Origin of the sequence: Rhizobium sp. BK456, from assembly GCF_014194045.1 — a bacterium.
GTDB lineage: Bacteria > Pseudomonadota > Alphaproteobacteria > Rhizobiales > Rhizobiaceae > Rhizobium > Rhizobium redzepovicii.
The window spans coordinates 1-16868 of record NZ_JACIAO010000007.1; the positions used below are offsets into that span (position 1 = coordinate 1).

Consider the following 16868-nt stretch of genomic DNA (forward strand, 5'->3'; position numbering starts at 1 on the left):
CCCGCGACGTCGAGGTAAGCGGAGTCGAGGATGGCGTCCTGATCCGAGGCGTTGTCAGCATTGAACTGCATGACGATGACGCCGGTCAGCGGACCATACTCGGTGTCGCTCTTGGCCGTGAACTGAACCTGACCGCGGGTCTTGGCATCCCAATCCGAATCGTTGCTGACCGAGCCATTGAGCGGCTGATCACCAACGTCGACCTGGAAACGGATGTAGCCTTCGATCTTGAGGCAGGTTTCGGTGCCCGGGATGTAGAAATAGCCGGTGCCGTAAGCGTCGCAGACGCGAACATATTCAACCGGTTCCGGCTCAGCAGCAACGATAGCGTCAGCTGCAAGAACCGGCGTCGATGCAGCAAACGCTGCTGCTGATGCAAGCAAAACCATTCTGATGTTCATTTACCAATCCATTCCTTTGTCGATCGGGGCTGGCTTCCAATCGGGTAGTCGATTTGAAGCCGGCCCAGTTTGAACAGCCATCTCGGCGTGCGGATCGATCGAACCGCCAAACCGTCATCACATACCAAGCTTTATCAAGCAATTCTTGATACACGCCGGATGGCTGCCGCAAAGCAACTTTCCCCAACAGCGTGATTTTTATACAACAATTTCAATTATATAGAGAGAAAAACACACCAAGCGGCTCCGCGACGGAAATCCTCCATCGCAAGCCGCAAATGCTATACCCCATTTGTCAAATCTTCACCGTTCGACCCCCGTCGAACATTATTGGTGAAGTGCATAAACTCTACCGCCGGCTAATCAACACATACAAGGCAGCGGTTTGGAACATGGTGTCCTGAATTCGATACCAATGAGACGAAATAATGACATAGCGCTCGTTGGCTGTGTTCAACATAGCGCCGTATTCCTTACCAGGCTATGTATTTTTTCGGAATCTTGGTGGGATTCGAGCGTTTTTTCGCTATTTCCTGGGCTTTTTTGCAGTCAGGATGACATTCCGCTGCTACCCTTGCCGGATCCGTGAAATCAGAATGTGGCGGAATCGACCGAGACAGCACACTCTTCGCGTCTCTGGACCGTGCGGCTGCAAGGCCGCACGGCGATTTCAATCCTCGTTGGATTTGGCATTGTCGAGAATCATGTAGTCGAGCGGCAGTTGCGTCGAATACTTGATCTGCTCCATCGCAAAGGCGGAGGAGACGTCGCGAATCTCGATCTTGGCGATCATCCGCTTATAAAAGGCATCATAAGCGGCAATATCGGGCACGACGACTCGCAAGAGATAGTCGACATCTCCGCTCATCCGATAGAATTCCACCACTTCGGGGAATTCGGCGACCACTTCGGAAAAGCGCCGCAGCCACTCGATCGAATGGGTGGCCGTGCGAATCGACACGAACACGGTGACCTTGGTGTTGACCTTCTCCGGATCGAGGATGGCGACCCGGCGCTTGATGACGCCGTCTTCTTCCATTTTCTGGATGCGCCGCCAGCATGGCGTCGTCGAAAGCCCGACTTTTTTGGCGAGATCGGCCACGGCAAGGGTCGAATCTTCTTGCAGCAGACGCAGTATTTTTCGGTCGAGGCGGTCCATTCGCGCAACAGTCCTTTCGAATTATTTTCTTTGTATAACGCGATTCCGCACGACGAAAAGAATTTTGTTTCAGGAAAGCAGCATTTTCGTTCGATCCTGCAGGACTGGGAGCAATTCCTTCTCGAACCATGGATTGCGCTTCAGCCACCCGCTGTTGCGCCAACTCGGATGCGGCAGCGGCAGCACCGCCGGTGACCGGTTAGACAGAAGAGCGTCCCGCCATGCCCGCACCGTTTCGGTCATATTGCCCCGCCTTTCGCCCTCCATGTGCCAGGCCTGCGCATATTGGCCGATGACCAGCACCAGTTCGATCTGCGGCATGGCCGCAATCACCTTTTCCCGCCACAACGGCGCGCATTCGCGACGCGGCGGCAGATCTGCACCCTTGTCGTCATAGCCGGGAAAGCAGAAACCCATCGGCACGATGGCGAATCGATCGCGGTCGTAAAAGCTTGCCCTGTCAACGCCGAGCCATGTCCGCAGCCGGTCGCCCGAAGCATCGTCGAACGGCAGGCCGCTCTCATGCACTCGGAGCCCGGGCGCCTGCCCGGCGATCAGGATGCGTGCGTTCGACGAAATCACAGCCACAGGCCGTGGCTCGTGCGGCAGCCGATATGCAAGGCCTTTTGCCGGCGCGTCACGACAGATGCGGCAGGAGGCGATCTCCAGCCGCAGCATCTCCAGCCTGGCTTCGTCGCTCATCGCTTCACTCCCATCCGACGATCCGCCTGATGAAGCGTAGCGGGCCGTGGAAATCGGAACTCTGGCGCGCATGGTCGCGCACATCGCGCGGCCGCTCGAAAGTTCCGGCCCAGAGGCCCGCCTTGGCAGCCCTCGCCTCGGCCTCCTCCCTGCCATAACCGCCATAGGCGATGGCCATGCCCCGGCGCACCATAGCCGCGTTGATGTCGCCGCCCGTCCCGCTCCGGCAGATGACGAGCAGCCTGTCGTAGCGGTCGCGCCGGCTCCCCTGGCAAAGCGTTCCCGATGCCACGACCATGCCTTGCAGCGCCTCGCGCGCCGCCCGCCCGCAGGCCCAGGCATGTCCCGCCCGCTCGCAGCTTTGGTTGAGCTCCGGTGCATCGATGCCTTCAAGGCGCAAACGTACATCTCCCAAGCTTAGACTGTCGCCATCGGCAGCATGGAAAGCGCCCGCATGCTCAATTTTTGCTGCATCGTTGAACTTGGCAGCGATCAGCGCCAGGAGCGCCAGCAGAGCAAAAGCGGTCACGCCGTCGCGAATCAGGCGCAGGCTCCGTGTCACGCTTTCGCCTCCTTAAAAAACAAATCCTTGGCAAAGATGGCAAACATCTTCTTAAGAATTGCCGGTTAAGCTCTTATCCACCCTGGGATGAAGTTTCAACGTGCACATGAGTACCGGCGTCAGCACATCGACCGACAAGATTATCGTCGACAGGTCGCGCAGCCACCGCAACAAGGCCGTTTCCAAGGCCGTGCGGCAAACGCGCGAACGTCTTCAGTCCGGCCATGCGTCCAATTCTTCCTTCGATCGTGACGTGCTCAAGATGTATGTAGCGTCGATGCTGCAGGGCGCGACGATCATGCCGCTCTTCATCGTCCTCATCACCGCGCTTGGCGTCTATATCACTGAAGATACGCAGTTGCTCTTCTGGGCGCTGCTGACGCTCACCTGTCAAACCGGCAATATCCTGCTTGCCCGGCGCGCGCGCCGGCAGGAAATCACCCCGGAGAGCGCCCGCAAATGGCGCCGCCTGCTGCTGCTCGGCCAGTTCCTGCTCGGCTGCTGCTGGGCGGTCTTCGCGCTGCAGGGCTGCGACACCTGCGAGCCGTCCAGCTTCATCCTTTATAAGGGCGCGACGCTGCTGATCGCGCTCTCCGTCACGGCGATGTCCAATTTCATGCTGACGCCCGCCGTGCTTGTCGCCTTCTCGCCGGCGATCCTGGCGCTTGCCGCCAAGAGCGGCCTGTCGCGCGATCTCCTCGAAATCAGCCTGACGGGGCTCTTCACCAGTACCCTCGTCTTCTTCAACTATATCAGCGATCGGCTGTTCAAGTCGAACCTCAGGATCCTTTCCTACCAGTCGGAGAAGGACGACCTGATCGCCGAACTTGAAGTGGCGAAATCGATGTCGGACGAGGCGCGTCGCCGCGCCGAAGAGGCAAACCTCGCCAAGTCCCGCTTCCTTGCCTCCATGTCGCACGAGCTCAGGACCCCGCTCAACGCCATCCTCGGCTTCTCCGAGGTGATGTCGGCGGAAGTCATGGGGCCGCTCGCCAATCCGACCTACAAGGAATATGCCGGCGATATCCACCGCTCCGGCCAGCATCTACTCGATCTCATCAACGAGATCCTCGACCTCTCCCGCATCGAGGCCGGCAAATACGAGCTCAGCGAGGAGGCGATCTCGCTTCTCGATATCACCGAAGATTGCATCGGCATGGTCCAGCTGCGGGCCCGCGCCAAGAACATCGCCATTTCGGATCAATTCGAACGTCAGTTGCCGGCCATCTGGGCGGATGAAAAGTCTATGCGCCAGGTGGTGCTCAACCTTCTCTCTAATGCGGTCAAGTTCACGCCGCAGGGCGGCGAAATTCACGTCAAGGTCGGCTGGACCGCCGGCGGCGGACAGTACATCTCCATCAAGGACAACGGCCCCGGTATTCCGGAAGAGGAAATTCCCGTCGTCCTGTCGGCCTTCGGCCAAGGCTCGATCGCCATCAAGAGCGCCGAACAGGGCACCGGCCTCGGCCTGCCGATCGTCCAGGCGATCCTTGCCAAGCATGACGGACAATTCCTGCTGAAGTCGAAGCTGCGCGAAGGCACCGAGGTCATCGCCATCCTGCCGGCCAAGCGCGTGCTGCAGAGCCTGCCGGCCGTGGAAGAGGCTCAGGCGGTCGCGCGCAAGCGCAAGAGTTTTGCCTGATTCAGCTAAAGCATGATGCCGAAAAGTGTGAGCGGTTTTCGGACGACATCATGCGGATCCAAAGAAGATATGTTTGCCGAGGACGAAGCCGAGATAGAGGCAGCAGGCGGCAATCATGCAGCTCACCGCGAAGGAGCCGAGATCCTTGGCATGTTTGCCGACGATCGAAATCTCCGGCGAAATCCGGTCGATCACCTCCTCGACAGCGGTATTCATTGCCTCCATCGAAAACAGCCCGAGAAACAGAACCACCGCTACGACGATCTCGCCGGCGGTCGCCCCGACCAGCGCCAGCGCCGCGATCGAAACGACGAAGAAACCGAGTTCCTGGCGGAAGGCTGCTTCTCTCAGAACGCGCAGGAAGCCTGCCCAGGAATAGCTGGCGGCGGCGGTGAAATGCCGAAATCCGGTCTCTTTCGTCACCGCACGCTTCGTCAAGGCGCCCCTCTCCTCTTGCAGACCGGGAAAGGCTTTGCCGCCCCGCTTGATGACCGAATACGCAGATACCGAATCCATCTGGGCGGCGCAAGCGAAGCCGCGTGCGGATAAAGCATGTCGCGCAAAAGCGTGCAGCGGTTTTGCGGCAACGACATGCGTAAAAACAAAGAGCTAAAGCAGGTCGCATGCATCGAGTTTGACGCGACGCGCTTTAGGCGGCGCCGACCGCGGCGTCAGTCTTTGTTGGTCACGCCGGCCTGGGCAAAGGTCGCCATGCCGGAATGGCAGGCAGCGGCTGCTTTGACGATGCCGGCGGCGAGTGCCGCCCCGGTACCTTCGCCGAGCCGCATGCCAAGCGCCAGAAGCGGCGTCTTGCCGAGCATCTCGATCGCGCGCAGATGTCCGGGCTCGGCGGAGACGTGGCCGATCAGGCAATGGTCGAGCGCAGATGGATTGGCGGCTTTGAGGATCGCCGCAGCGGCGGTTGCGACGTAACCGTCGATCAGCACCGGGATGCGCTCCATGCGGGCGGCAAGGATGGCGCCGGCCATCGCCGCAATCTCACGGCCGCCGAGCCGGCGCATGATTTCCAGGGGATCGTCGAGATGATCGCCGTGGAGTTCCACGGCCTTTTCCACCGCCGCGACCTTGCGCTCCAGCATCTCGCCTTGCGAACCGGTGCCGGGTCCGACCCAGTCCCGTGCCGAACCGCCATAGAGCGCATAGTTGATCGCCGCGGCAATCGTCGTATTGCCGATGCCCATTTCGCCGATGCAGAGCAGGTCGGTGCCGCCGGCGATTGCCTCCATGCCGAAGGCCATAGTCGCGGCGCAATCGCGCTCGGAAAGAGCTGCCTCCTCGGTGATGTCGCCGGTGGGATAATCGAGCGCCAGATCGAAAACCTTCAGCCCGAGATCGTAAGCGACGCAGATCTGATTGATCGCAGCGCCGCCGGCTGCAAAGTTCTCGACCATCTGCTGTGTCACGGCCGGCGGAAAGGGTGTGATTCCCTGCCTGGTGACGCCGTGATTGCCGGCGAAGATCGCCACCAGCGGCCGGTTGACGGCAGGGGGGCGGCCAGTCCAGGCGGCAAGCCAGAATGCGATTTCTTCAAGCCGTCCGAGCGCGCCCGGAGGCTTGGTCAGTTGCGCGTCGCGTTCGCGTGCGGCCACCAGCGCACGGGCATCCGGCCCCGGCAGGTCGCGGAGCAGGGTACGGAAATCGTCGAACGGCAGGCCTGAAACGCTCATCTGTGCGGCTTTCCTATGAATCCGGGTATTCTTGTTTTCACGCAAACCACTTGTTTGCGTCGGGCAAATCAGCTTCTTTGCGGGTCGCAACCCTCTTAAAGCGGCCAGCCGGGGCGAACAACAGCAAAAGCGCCGCCGCGACCATAAGCCGGGGCCAAAAGCCGAAACCTTGGACAGAACGAAGCAGAATGAAGATCAAGGACCATGCGGTCGATACCGCCCGCGCCGTCGCCTTCCTCAGCCGCATTCCCGTGCCGCCATCGCTGTTCAAAACCTACGACGGCAGGCTCGGCCGGCTGGTGCGCGCCTTTCCCTTCGCCGGCATCGTCATCGGCCTTGTTCCCGCACTCGCCCTGCTCCTCCTTCTGGGGCTGCGCGCCGATCCGCTGATGGCTGCCCTGATCGCGCTGTCCACCCAGGTTGTCGTCACCGGCGCACTGCACGAGGACGGCCTGGCCGATACTGCCGACGGCATCGGCGGTGGCAAGAGCCGCGAGCAAAGCCTCGAGATCATGAAGGACAGCCGGATCGGCAGCTACGGCGCGATCGCGCTGGTCCTCTCCTTCGCGATCCGCGCGGCAGCACTTGCCGCCATCGCCCGCCACGCCTCGCCGCTCACTTCAGCCCTTGCCATTCCCGCCGTCGCAGCACTCAGCCGCGGCGCCATCGCCTGGCACTGGCAGCGGCTGCCGCCGGCTAAGGCCGATGGCGTCGCCGCCTCTACCGGCCAGCCGGATGAGGCGGCAATGCAGTTTGCCCTCGCCTCGGCCGGCCTTGTCGCAGCGCTTCTGATCTGGCCTGCCCTCGGCCTGCGTCCGCTGGTCGCTAGCCTGCTTGCCACCGGCATCGCTGCGCTTGCCTTTACCGCTTTCATCCGCCGCAAGCTTGCCGGCCACACCGGCGACACGCTGGGCGCGACGCAGCAAATTTGCGAGATCGCCACGCTTTGCGCCCTTGCCACGGCTCTTTGAAACTCCGATATGTCCTTCATGCAAACACCCTGCATTCACGTCTGCTCCATGGTTTCCGCCACCGGATTTTGCGCCGGATGCGGCCGGACTCTTCAGGAAATCGGCAGCTGGATGAGCTACTCCGACATCGAGCGGAGACGGATCATGGCCTTGCTGCCGGCAAGGCTTGCGGGCGCCGCTGCGCTATCGAACGACATGAAAACAGGCCACGCCAGCGGGCCGGAGCGACCTTCATGATCCGTTTGACCGTCTTCCTCGTCGTGATAGGCATCGGCCTTGCGGTGCTGATCGTCAACAATGACAGCAGCCGGATCCTCGGCCTGCAGAGCGATGACTTCGTCCGCGTCGTCTATCTGCTGCCGATCGCGCTGATGCTGTCGGCCGGCATCTGGGCGCGCCGGAACAGCGTTAGTGAGACGATGCGCCAGATGATAATCTGGCTGGTGATCATCCTGGCGCTCGTGACCGTCTATCTCTATCGTCAGGAAGCGCTCGGCGTCGGCAACCGGCTGCTCGCCGGCCTCGTTCCCGGCCGCGCCGTCGTCGCCACCACAAGCGAAGGCGGCCAGGAGATCATCCTGCACAAGCTGCTGAATGGCCATTTCGAAGCCGATGTCGCCGTCAACGGCCAAACGATCGAGATGCTCGTCGACACCGGCGCCAGCATGGTGGCGCTGTCCCACGAAGATGCCGAGCGGATCGGCATCGACCTCTCCGGCCTCAGCTATTCGATGACTGTCATGACCGCCAACGGCCGCGGCCGCGCAGCACCCGTCACGCTCGACCAGGTGGCAATCGGCCCGATCGTCCGCAACAATGTCGCAGCCAGCGTCGCCGAGGACGGCCGGCTCGACCAGAGCCTGCTCGGCATGAGCTTCCTGGAAACGCTCGGCTCCCTGCAGATGCAGACCGACGAATTGCGCATGCGCGACTGAGCCGCAGCGCTCGCGATCCGCAGTCGGCACGGCTTTACGGCAGCGTTCGCATCTGTCACCTTCAGGCGCAACAACAAGACCACAAAGAGCAAAAAGAAACTCCTAGTCTGGTGGCACCCCGCATGCTCGACCGGCCTTGGCCTGCGGCAAAGGCCCTGACCCATGGGTGCGACAGGAGTTTCGCGATGAATTCACTCTGGCCGATCATCATCGGCGGTATTCTGCCCGCCATTTTCTGGGGCATCACCGCTATCTTCCAGAAGCAGAGCGCCACCGCCGCGACCGGATCCGCCGTCTATCTGATCGCCTTCGGCGCCGCCTGCGCGCTTGCCGGCCTGATTGCCGCGCTGATCTGGCGCCCTGCCCCCTGGACCGCCGAAGGCCTCGGTTTTGCCGCCACCGCCGGCGCCTGCTTCGCCGTCGGCACCGGCCTCATCAGCTTCGCGCTCTTCGCTTATGGCGTCCCGGTGTCGAAACTCGCGCCCATCTGGAGCTGCAACGTGCTGGTGACGCTGGCAATCGGCGCTGCGTTTCTCGGCGAAGCTGCCGAACTCGACATTGTGAGGCTCGTCGCCGGCACCCTCCTCATCCTGTCGGGTGCTTTGCTGGTCAGCAGCGCCTGAGCGGAAAGGGCACAACACAGGCGGGCCCTTCGTCGCCAAAAATGCTCCCGCGTTGCAGCAGGTTCCGCTTTGTTGATATCCTGCGTCAAGGCGCCTGCGCGACCAGCGGAGCTTGAGATGAATCCACGACAATTAAAGACATTCCTCGCAGTGATACGGCATCAAAATCTCACCCGCGCCGCCGCCGAGGTCAACCTCGCCCAATCGAGCCTCAGCGACCAGATACAGGCGCTGGAGGAAGAGCTTGGCGTGGAACTCTTTCTCCGCTCCCGCCAGGGTGTCGCCCCGACGCCGGCAGGTGCGGCGCTAAAAGCCTATGCGGAGGAGATCCTGGCGCTGAATGACGAGGCAAAGGCCGCCGTCTATGCTGCAGCCGGCAGAAGCGAGCAGTCCATCTTCCTGGGCACGCTCGAAACCATCGCCGCCGAAAGGTTGGCACCCTGGCTCTCTCTCTTCCGCAGGCAAAACCCCGGCCTCGTTCTCAAACTCAAGATTGGCGGCAGCGGCGAGCTGCTTGCCCAATTGCGGCACGGCTCGATTGACGTCGCCTTCACCTTCGATCGCGGTGAGCAGGACGAACGCTTTGCGACGCGCCGCATCTCCATCGAACCGCTGGTGTTGATCACGGGCCGCGATTCGCAGGTCCCGTCATTTGAAAGCCTTGCGGCGCTGAGCATGGCGCCCTTTGTCGCGACCGAAACCGGTTGCGTCTATCGCCACCTGTTCGATACAGCCTTTGCAGAGGCGGGCGTGACTGCGCCGCCCATCGTAACGGAAGCTGACAGTATCGCGACGATCATCCGGCTCGTTGCATCGGGCGCCGGTTACGGCCTCGTCCCGCGTATTGCAGTCGGCCCGGACGCTGGGCGCAGCGATGTCGTCGAATTGCCGTGGCCGGGCGAACCGCCCACCGCTTCGCTGGTGATGATGTGGCGGCGCCGGCGCGTGCAGCCGCCGACGCTCGCTCTCCTCCTGCAATCGGCCAGCGAAGAACTTTTGCCCCTCAGACCAGCCGATGCCCGCCTTCGACATGCAGGATAGTGCCTGTGGTGAAACCGTTGCCGATCAGGAAGCGGATCGCATCGGCGATATCCTCCGGCTGGCCGACACGTCCGGTGGGCAGGCGCTGCGCCATCGCATCCAGCGTTGCCTGCTTGGCGTCCCCAGCAACGAAGCTCCAGATCGGCGTATCCACCCATCCCGGTGACACGGCATTGATACGGATTGGCGCCAATTCGACGGCGAGCGCCCTGACCAGACCTTCAAGCGCCGCATTGACGGCGGCGACCACCGATCCGCGCGCTGCCGGTCGATAGGCAGCGACTCCAGAGGTAAAGGTGATCGATCCCGACGGCGGCAGGTGGTCGGCGCCGTATTTCGCCAGCAGCAGCGGCCCGTAAAATTTGCTCGCGACCACGCGCTGCGCCGCGGCAAGCTCGATCGACGGCAGCAATTGATAGGCGCCTTCAATATCGGCGGCCGTGCTGACGATATGGTCGACCGCCCCGGTGATGCGAAAGAGTGCCGCGACTTCCTCCTCCTGCGATATGTCGAAAGCGTGGGTTCCAAGTTTCGGGTTGTCGCCGAGCTGGCGGCAAGCTGCCGCAAGCCTCTCTTGACTGCGCCCCGCGATCGTCACCGAGGCGCCCTCATCGAGCAGGCGCCTGGCAAGCGCGAACCCCATGCCCGAGCTGCCGCCGACGATCAACACCTTCGCACCTTCGATCTTGATTGTAGTCATCTCGCATCTCCATTTGAATGGGAGAGCAGATGCCTCGACTCGAAGCAGAAGAAAAACGGAAGAAACCGATAGCATCATCGGCTTTCCCGATGATGCTGTTCAGGAAACGATCAATTGCGCAGCCGGTAGCCGGTCTTGAAGATCCAGCCGAGCGTGCCAAGGCATATCGCCAGGAACACCGTGATCATCGCCAGGCTAATCGCCGGGTTGACGTCGGCGATCCCGTAAAAACTCCAGCGGAAGCCGCTGACGAGATAGAGCACCGGGTTGAGATGGCTGACCGCCTGCCAGAAGGGCGGCAGCATATTGACAGAATAGAAGCTGCCGCCGAGGAAGGTCAGCGGCGGCACGACCAGCATGGGAATGAGGTTCAGCTGCTCGAAATTGCCGGCCCAGATGCCGATCATAAAGCCGAACAGACTGAAGGTGACGGCCGTTAGCAAGAAGAACAGGATCATCATGAAGGGATGCTCGATCCTGACGTCGACGAAGAGATTGGCCGTAAGCAGGATGATGAAGCCGATGATCATGCCCTTGGTGGCGGCGGCCCCGACGTAACCGAGCAGGATCTCGGTCATCGCCACCGGCGCGGAGAGCACTTCGTAGATCGTGCCGGTGAATTTCGGAAAATAAATGCCGAAGGAACCGTTGCTGATGCACTGGCCAAGCAGCGTCAGCATGATCAGGCCCGGCGTGATAAAGGCGCCGTAGGACACGCCCTCCACCTCCTGGATACGCGATCCCACAGCCGCACCGAAGACGATGAAATAGAGCGAGGTCGAGATGACGGGCGAGATGACGCTCTGTAGCAGCGTGCGGCGCGTGCGCGCCATCTCGAAGAAATAGATCGATTTGATCGCCTCGACGTTCATTTGTCCGCTCCTACCAGCGCCACGAAGATGTCTTCGAGCGAACTCTGCCGCGTCGAGAGATCTTTGAAATGGATATTGTTTTCACCCAGCCGGGTCAGCAGCGCCGCAATGCTTTCCTGCTCGTTGTCGGCGTCAAAATCGTAAGTCAGCCGGCCGCCGCCGGCTTCCAGCGTCAACCCGTTGCCGGTAAAACAATCCGGAAGCCGTTCGAGCGGTTCGGTGAGATCGAGGATGAGCTGCTTGCGGCCGAGCTTTGCCATCAAAGCCGCCTTGTCTTCGACGAGCAGCAATTGCCCGCCGTTGATCACGCCGACGCGGTCGGCAATTTCCTCGGCCTCCTCGATATAATGGGTGGTCAGGATGATGGTAACGCCCGAGGCCCGAAGCTCCTGAACGACATTCCACATGTCCTTGCGCAGCGTCACATCGACACCGGCTGTGGGTTCGTCGAGGAAAAGGATATCCGGCTCATGTGAGAGCGCCTTGGCGATCAGCACACGCCGTTTCATGCCGCCGGAGAGCTGGCGCAGCATATTGTCCTTCTTGTCCCAGAGAGAAAGCGCGCGCAGCACTTTCTCGATATGGGCGGGATTGGCCTTCTTGCCGTGCAGCCCGCGCGAAAAGCTCACCGTATTGAACACCGTCTCGAACTGATCGGTGGTCAGTTCCTGCGGCACCAGCCCGATCATCCCGCGTGTGGCGCGGAAATCCTTGACGACATCGTGGCCGGCGACCAGCACCTTGCCGCCGCTCGGATTAGCAATGCCGCAGATGATCGAAATCAACGTCGTCTTGCCCGCGCCGTTCGGCCCGAGCAGCGCCAGGATCTCACCCTTTTCGACGTCGAGGTTGATGCCTTTCAGCGCCTCGAACCCATTGGCGTAGGTCTTGGTAAGATTCTGAACGGAAATGATGGGGGCCATGCGTTACTCTTGAGGATTATCGAAGTATTTCGGCCCGCTATATAATGCCTTCATGACGCTTTGACATCCTTGGGAACGTGAACACTGCATTCGCGCCTTGCCAACACACGGCTGCGCACTGGCGTCGGATCTTTTGCGAGAGCCGCCCCGTTCCGGTGAAAAGAAAGATAGCCGCCGTCGATGTCATCATCCGGTGATCTTCGTGCCCGATAAAGGAACCGAGGCCAGCACCGGCATCCGCCCCGCCGCCCATTCCTCGCGGAGCCGTCTTCGGGTGTTCTCGTTGCACCCATTTTCCGCTGCCTCGGCATGTAGTGAAAGTTATTGTTCAGTCACGAAGTGCTTGGAACCGGCCAGAATCCCCTGTTCAGCCGCGTTCGTCTTAGCCGGCCCTGCGCCGGCTTTCTTTTTGGCAGGTCGAAACTTCAAAGGCGTGGGCGGGCGGTGAGCAGTGCTCCCTCACAATTCGTCATAGTTGAACCAGTCGAAATCCGCGATCTTCCCGCGTCCCGACGTATCGAAGGCAAACACACCGGTGAAGGAGCCGGTGAAGGAGCCATGTTCGCCGCGTCCGCCCTCGTCGGAAATCATGCCGGCGTCGAGGATCGGGCCGATCGGCTGCCAAGCGCCCTTGCCCTCGGTCTGCCAGAAGAATTGCAGATCGTTCTCGCGAATTTCCATGGCGAGCTGGACACGGCCCTCAGCAGCGATCGCCACACCGCTTTCGGCGGGGAAGCTGAGGCGTCCGTTCGGATAATCGCCATTGCAGGAGAGGATCGTCACGCAGCGGCCGAGTGTTTCGTGCAGCGTCACGGCAACGGCGTGGAATTTATGGCGGTTGTAATAATGCGTCAGCCCCGCGACCTGCTGATAGGTGTCGGGCGCGAACTCGACAACGGTCTCGGCGCGGAAGCTGTGATGCTCCTGCCGACGGGCGACCAGCGACTGCTCGAACCAGGAGCCGATACTTTCGCGGGCAATCAGCCTGAGATGGCCGGGGCGGTCCGTCAGGTTGAAAATGCGCTCGGGCTCGGGCGTGCGCAGCCATTGGAAATCGGCCGGCAGCGTGCCGCCGTCGAAGCTGTATTCGCTGCGCATCGGCTTTTCCGCAGGCACGGCGCCGAAGAGGCCGGGCACATCGACATCGGGCACCGAGGTGCCATTTTCGAGATAGAGCCAGTCGTCATCGCCCCAGACGCATTTCTGCAGGCTCGTCTCCCGCCCCAGCGTGCAGCGCCGCTTCGGCGGCAGCGGTCGGCCGCAGAGATGGGTGTGATAGGCCTCACCCTCCGGCGTCTCGACATATTGGCCGTGCCCTGCCCGTTGCAGCACCGCGCCGGGATGATCCTTGGAGGTGATGAGATGCATGTTCGGATGCATCTCATAAGGCCCTTCGATGCGGCGCGAGCGCGCCATGGTGACGGCGTGGTCGTAGCCCGTACCACCCTCGGCGGTCGTCAGATAATACCAGCCGTTCTTCTTGAAGAGATGCGGGCCTTCGACGAGGCCGAGCGGACTGCCGGCAAAGATATTCTTGATCGGGCCTTTCAGCGCCTTGGTCGCCGGGTCCCATTCCTGCAGCAGGATGCCGTCGAAGGCCGGCGACTTCGGCGAGCCGCCATAGCTTTCGGTGCGGTGGTTCCATTGCATGTTGACGAACCACTTGCGGCCGTCTTCGTCATGGAACAGCGAGGGATCGAAGCCGGAGGAATTGACATAGACGGGATCGGACCATTCGGCCTCGATCGAGGGCGCGGTGACGATATAGTTCGGTGCATCCTTGAAACTGCCATCGAAGCGCTTGACGTCGGTATAGACGAGCCAGAATTGCCCGTCGGCATAGGAAAGGCACGGCGCCCAGATGCCGCAGCTGTCGGGATTGCCGCGCATGTCGAGCTGCGATCGGCGCTCCAGCGGCCGCCGCACCAGCGTCCAGTTCACCAGGTCGCGCGAATGGTGGATCTGCACGCCGGGATACCATTCGAAGGTCGAGGTGGCGATGTAATAATCCGCGCCGACGCGGCAGATTGACGGATCGGGGTTGAACCCGGGCAGGATGGGATTGCGGATCATGAAGGCCTCCTCCTAGCTATTATTGTGGTACGTACGTCAGATACGGGGCCGAGATATCTCACGTCTCGCCCACATTCCTGTGCTTGTCACAGGAATCCAGCCGCCGCGCGTCTGCGCGGCGAAAGAATCCTTTCACCCCATGGACTTGGGCTGGCTGGATCTCTGTGCCGAACTCCGGGTCTTAATTGCCCCGACCTTCCCTACTCCCGCTCCGCCGACTTCGCCCACAGATTGATATCAGCCTCCCGGGCATAAACATCAATCTCCGCAAGCTCCTCGGCCGTGAATTCCAAATTATCCAGCGCCTTGACGCAATCGACGATCTGCGATGAGCGGCTGGCGCCGATCAGCGCCGAGGTCACGCGTCCGCCGCGCAGCACCCAGGCGATTGCCATCTGCGCCAGCGTCTGACCGCGCTTCTCGGCGATGTCGTTGAGCTTCTTTATATTGTCGATGATCGAGGGACGGATGAAGTCGCGCTTTAGAAAATGGTTTTGCGCCGCGCGGCTGTCGACCGGGATACCGCCGAGATACTTCGTCGTCAGCATGCCCTGGGCAAGCGGCGAGAACACGATCGAGCCCATGCCGACCTCGTCGAGCGCGTCGAGCAGACTGTCATCCTCGACCCAGCGGTTGAGCATCGAATAACTCGGCTGGTGGATCAGACAGGGTGTGCCGAGTTCCTTGAGGATGGCGGCCGCTTCGCGCGTACGCTGCGAATTGTAGGAGGAGATGCCGACATAGAGCGCTCGGCCGGAGCGGACGATATGATCGAGCGCGCCGCAGGTCTCTTCCAGCGGCGTGTCAGGATCGAAACGGTGGGAATAGAAGATGTCGACATAGTCGAGGCCCATGCGCTTCAGGCTCTGGTCGCAGGAAGCGATCACGTATTTTCGGCTGCCCCATTCGCCATAAGGCCCCGGCCACATGTCGTAACCGGCCTTGGAGGAAATGATCAGCTCGTCGCGAAGTCCGGAAAATTCGGTGCGCAGGATCTCGCCGAAGGCAGTCTCGGCGCTGCCGGGCGGCGGGCCGTAATTGTTGGCGAGATCGAAATGGGTGATGCCGAGGTCGAAGGCCGTGCGGCACATGTCGATCTTGCGGTCATGCGGTGTGTCGCCGCCGAAATTATGCCAGAGGCCAAGGGAAACGGCCGGCAGCTTCAGGCCGGAACGACCCGTGCGGTTATATTTCATTTTCGAATAGCGGTCTGCGGCTGGTTGCCAGCTCATCTGAAGGTCTCCTGAACCTATCTAAAGGCGCCTCTCCTTCTTACCCGCGCTTAACGGCGGCCGAAGGCTTAAACATCTCCGCCGTCAATCCTCGGCCTTTGTGCCGAGGATCTGCCAACAGAACGTTGTAGATGCTCGGGACAAGCCCGAGCATGACGAAACTATTGAAACAACCGCGCCGATACGGCAAGCGTACGACGCGAGCTCCGCTATCTCAACAGCGCCTGCGCCTCCTCGATGCCGAGAGCGGCCGGCTGCGTGCAGGTCGTGGTGAGGTCGATGAAACGCCCATCCTCGCCCGATTTCAGGATCGAGGTCATGACGTCGACCCCGTGCAGCGTGCGGTCGAGCGAGCAGCGCGCGTCGCGGCCTTCGATCAGCGCCATCGCCATGTCGGCAAGGCCGGCGGTGCGGTAGTTGGCGCGCGCTCCGTTCGGGTTTTCCTGATTGATCTTGCCGAATGGATGCTCCCAGTCATCGAGCGGCTTGATGTTCTTGTCGCGGCCGCTTGCCTCGACCGTGCCGCCGAAGAAGTTCGGATCCGGCACGTAGAGCGAGCCGTCGGTGCCGTAGAGCTCCATATTGGCATGGCGATGCGACCAGACGTCCCAACTCGCCGACAGCGTCACGGTGGCGCCGCTGACGAATTCGAGCAGCGCCTGGACCGTCGTCGGTGTCTTCACAGGGATGATCTCGCCGTTGCGCGGCTCACTGGTGATGGTGCGGGTCGGCGACGCCATCGAGGTCATGGCGCCGACGCGTTTCACCGGACCGATCAGGTTGATCAGATTGGCGATGTAATAGGGGCCGAGATCGAGGATCGGGCCGCCGCCCGGCAGGAAGAAGAAATCCGGGTTCGGATGCCACATCTCCATGCCGGGGCTCATCACGTAGCAGGCGCCCGACGTCACCCGGCCGATGCCGCCGTCGTCGATGAACTTGCGGGCGAGCTGATGGGCGCCGCCGAGGAAGGTGTCCGGCGCGCAGCCGACGGCAAGGTTCTTTTCCCTAGCGATGCGGCGAAGCTCTTCACCCTCCTCAAGCGAAAGCACCAGCGGCTTTTCGGAATAGACGTGTTTTCCAGCCTCGAGGATCGACTTCGACACCCGGAAATGCGCATCCGGGATCGTCAGGTTGACGACGACGTCGATCTCGTCATTGGCGAGAAGCGCGTCGATCGTCTGCGCCTTGACGCCATATTCCTTGGCGCGCGCCTCGGCCGCCTGCACGTTGATATCGGCGCAGGCCAGCACCTTCAGCCCCTTGAAGAGCGGTGCCAGCGAAAAGTAGGTGGTGGAGATGTTGCCGCATCCGATGATGCCGACGCCAAGTTCCCTGGTCATG

Annotated in this window: 18 protein-coding genes; 6 read left to right on the forward strand and 12 right to left on the reverse strand. The window is 61.4% G+C overall.

The window, feature by feature from the left end:
• The 4 genes from FHX03_RS19680 to FHX03_RS19695 all read right to left on the reverse strand — a co-directional run.
• Positions 1 to 401 (reverse strand): porin (locus FHX03_RS19680; protein ID WP_183855063.1); only part of this gene is annotated, 401 nt, incomplete at its 3' end.
• Positions 402 to 1071: 670 nt separating this feature from the next.
• Positions 1072 to 1560, reverse strand: a complete 489-nt coding sequence (locus FHX03_RS19685; RefSeq protein WP_003540387.1) for an Lrp/AsnC family transcriptional regulator — start codon at positions 1558 to 1560, stop codon at positions 1072 to 1074.
• Between the two features lie 69 nt (positions 1561 to 1629).
• The gene (locus FHX03_RS19690; protein WP_097625764.1) at positions 1630 to 2262 is read right to left on the reverse strand and encodes a uracil-DNA glycosylase family protein; all 633 of its coding nucleotides are present in this window, start codon (positions 2260 to 2262) and stop codon (positions 1630 to 1632) included.
• 4 nt (positions 2263 to 2266) lie between these two features.
• Positions 2267 to 2824, reverse strand: a complete 558-nt coding sequence (locus FHX03_RS19695) for a thermonuclease family protein (RefSeq protein ID WP_097625765.1) — start codon at positions 2822 to 2824, stop codon at positions 2267 to 2269.
• 106 nt (positions 2825 to 2930) lie between these two features.
• On the opposite strand from FHX03_RS19695, the gene FHX03_RS19700 reads away from it, so the two are divergent.
• A complete protein-coding gene (locus FHX03_RS19700; RefSeq protein ID WP_097625766.1) occupies positions 2931 to 4466 on the forward strand; it encodes a sensor histidine kinase in 1536 nt (511 codons plus the stop codon).
• A gap of 48 nt (positions 4467 to 4514) precedes the next feature.
• Here the strand turns inward: FHX03_RS19700 and FHX03_RS19705 are convergent, their stop codons facing one another.
• The gene (locus FHX03_RS19705; protein WP_097626049.1) at positions 4515 to 4904 is read right to left on the reverse strand and encodes a diacylglycerol kinase; all 390 of its coding nucleotides are present in this window, start codon (positions 4902 to 4904) and stop codon (positions 4515 to 4517) included.
• A 233-nt stretch (positions 4905 to 5137) separates the two neighbouring features.
• On the reverse strand, positions 5138 to 6154 hold the full coding sequence (gene cobT, locus FHX03_RS19710) for a nicotinate-nucleotide--dimethylbenzimidazole phosphoribosyltransferase (protein ID WP_097625767.1): 1017 nt from the start codon (positions 6152 to 6154) through the stop codon (positions 5138 to 5140).
• A 188-nt stretch (positions 6155 to 6342) separates the two neighbouring features.
• Between cobT and FHX03_RS19715 the strand changes: the two genes are divergently transcribed.
• From FHX03_RS19715 to FHX03_RS19735, 5 genes are all read left to right on the forward strand, one after another.
• The gene (locus tag FHX03_RS19715; RefSeq protein WP_183855065.1) at positions 6343 to 7125 is read left to right on the forward strand and encodes an adenosylcobinamide-GDP ribazoletransferase; all 783 of its coding nucleotides are present in this window, start codon (positions 6343 to 6345) and stop codon (positions 7123 to 7125) included.
• 18 nt (positions 7126 to 7143) lie between these two features.
• Positions 7144 to 7362: a DUF1289 domain-containing protein gene (locus FHX03_RS19720; protein ID WP_097626050.1), complete on the forward strand. Its 219-nt coding sequence runs from the start codon at positions 7144 to 7146 to the stop codon at positions 7360 to 7362.
• A complete protein-coding gene (locus FHX03_RS19725) occupies positions 7359 to 8060 on the forward strand; it encodes a TIGR02281 family clan AA aspartic protease (RefSeq protein ID WP_097625769.1) in 702 nt (233 codons plus the stop codon). Before FHX03_RS19720 ends, FHX03_RS19725 begins: the two co-directional genes overlap by 4 nt.
• A 185-nt stretch (positions 8061 to 8245) precedes the next feature.
• Positions 8246 to 8683, forward strand: coding sequence for an EamA family transporter (locus FHX03_RS19730; protein WP_097625770.1), 438 nt, complete (start codon positions 8246 to 8248; stop codon positions 8681 to 8683).
• A gap of 117 nt (positions 8684 to 8800) precedes the next feature.
• Entirely contained in the window at positions 8801 to 9724 is a 924-nt protein-coding gene (locus tag FHX03_RS19735) for a LysR family transcriptional regulator (protein WP_097625771.1), read from the forward strand.
• On the opposite strand, the gene FHX03_RS19740 is transcribed toward FHX03_RS19735, so the two are convergent.
• The 6 genes from FHX03_RS19740 to FHX03_RS19765 all read right to left on the reverse strand — a co-directional run bounded on the left by FHX03_RS19740 (position 9687) and on the right by FHX03_RS19765 (position 16867).
• A complete protein-coding gene (locus FHX03_RS19740) occupies positions 9687 to 10424 on the reverse strand; it encodes an SDR family oxidoreductase (protein ID WP_097625772.1) in 738 nt (245 codons plus the stop codon). The two genes, FHX03_RS19735 and FHX03_RS19740, sit on opposite strands and share 38 nt — an antisense overlap.
• Before the next feature lie 110 nt (positions 10425 to 10534).
• Positions 10535 to 11296, reverse strand: coding sequence for an ABC transporter permease (locus tag FHX03_RS19745; RefSeq protein ID WP_012557935.1), 762 nt, complete (start codon positions 11294 to 11296; stop codon positions 10535 to 10537).
• A complete protein-coding gene (locus FHX03_RS19750) occupies positions 11293 to 12219 on the reverse strand; it encodes an ABC transporter ATP-binding protein (protein ID WP_097625773.1) in 927 nt (308 codons plus the stop codon). The genes FHX03_RS19745 and FHX03_RS19750 overlap by 4 nt, the downstream gene beginning before the upstream one ends.
• 459 nt (positions 12220 to 12678) lie before the next feature.
• Positions 12679 to 14292, reverse strand: coding sequence for a glycoside hydrolase family 43 protein (locus tag FHX03_RS19755; protein WP_097625775.1), 1614 nt, complete (start codon positions 14290 to 14292; stop codon positions 12679 to 12681).
• 200 nt (positions 14293 to 14492) lie between these two features.
• The gene (mgrA, locus tag FHX03_RS19760) at positions 14493 to 15524 is read right to left on the reverse strand and encodes an L-glyceraldehyde 3-phosphate reductase (protein WP_183855067.1); all 1032 of its coding nucleotides are present in this window, start codon (positions 15522 to 15524) and stop codon (positions 14493 to 14495) included.
• A gap of 209 nt (positions 15525 to 15733) precedes the next feature.
• Complete coding sequence (locus FHX03_RS19765) at positions 15734 to 16867, reverse strand: Gfo/Idh/MocA family protein (RefSeq protein ID WP_183855068.1); 1134 nt, start codon at positions 16865 to 16867, stop codon at positions 15734 to 15736.
• Position 16868 lies beyond the last annotated feature (1 nt).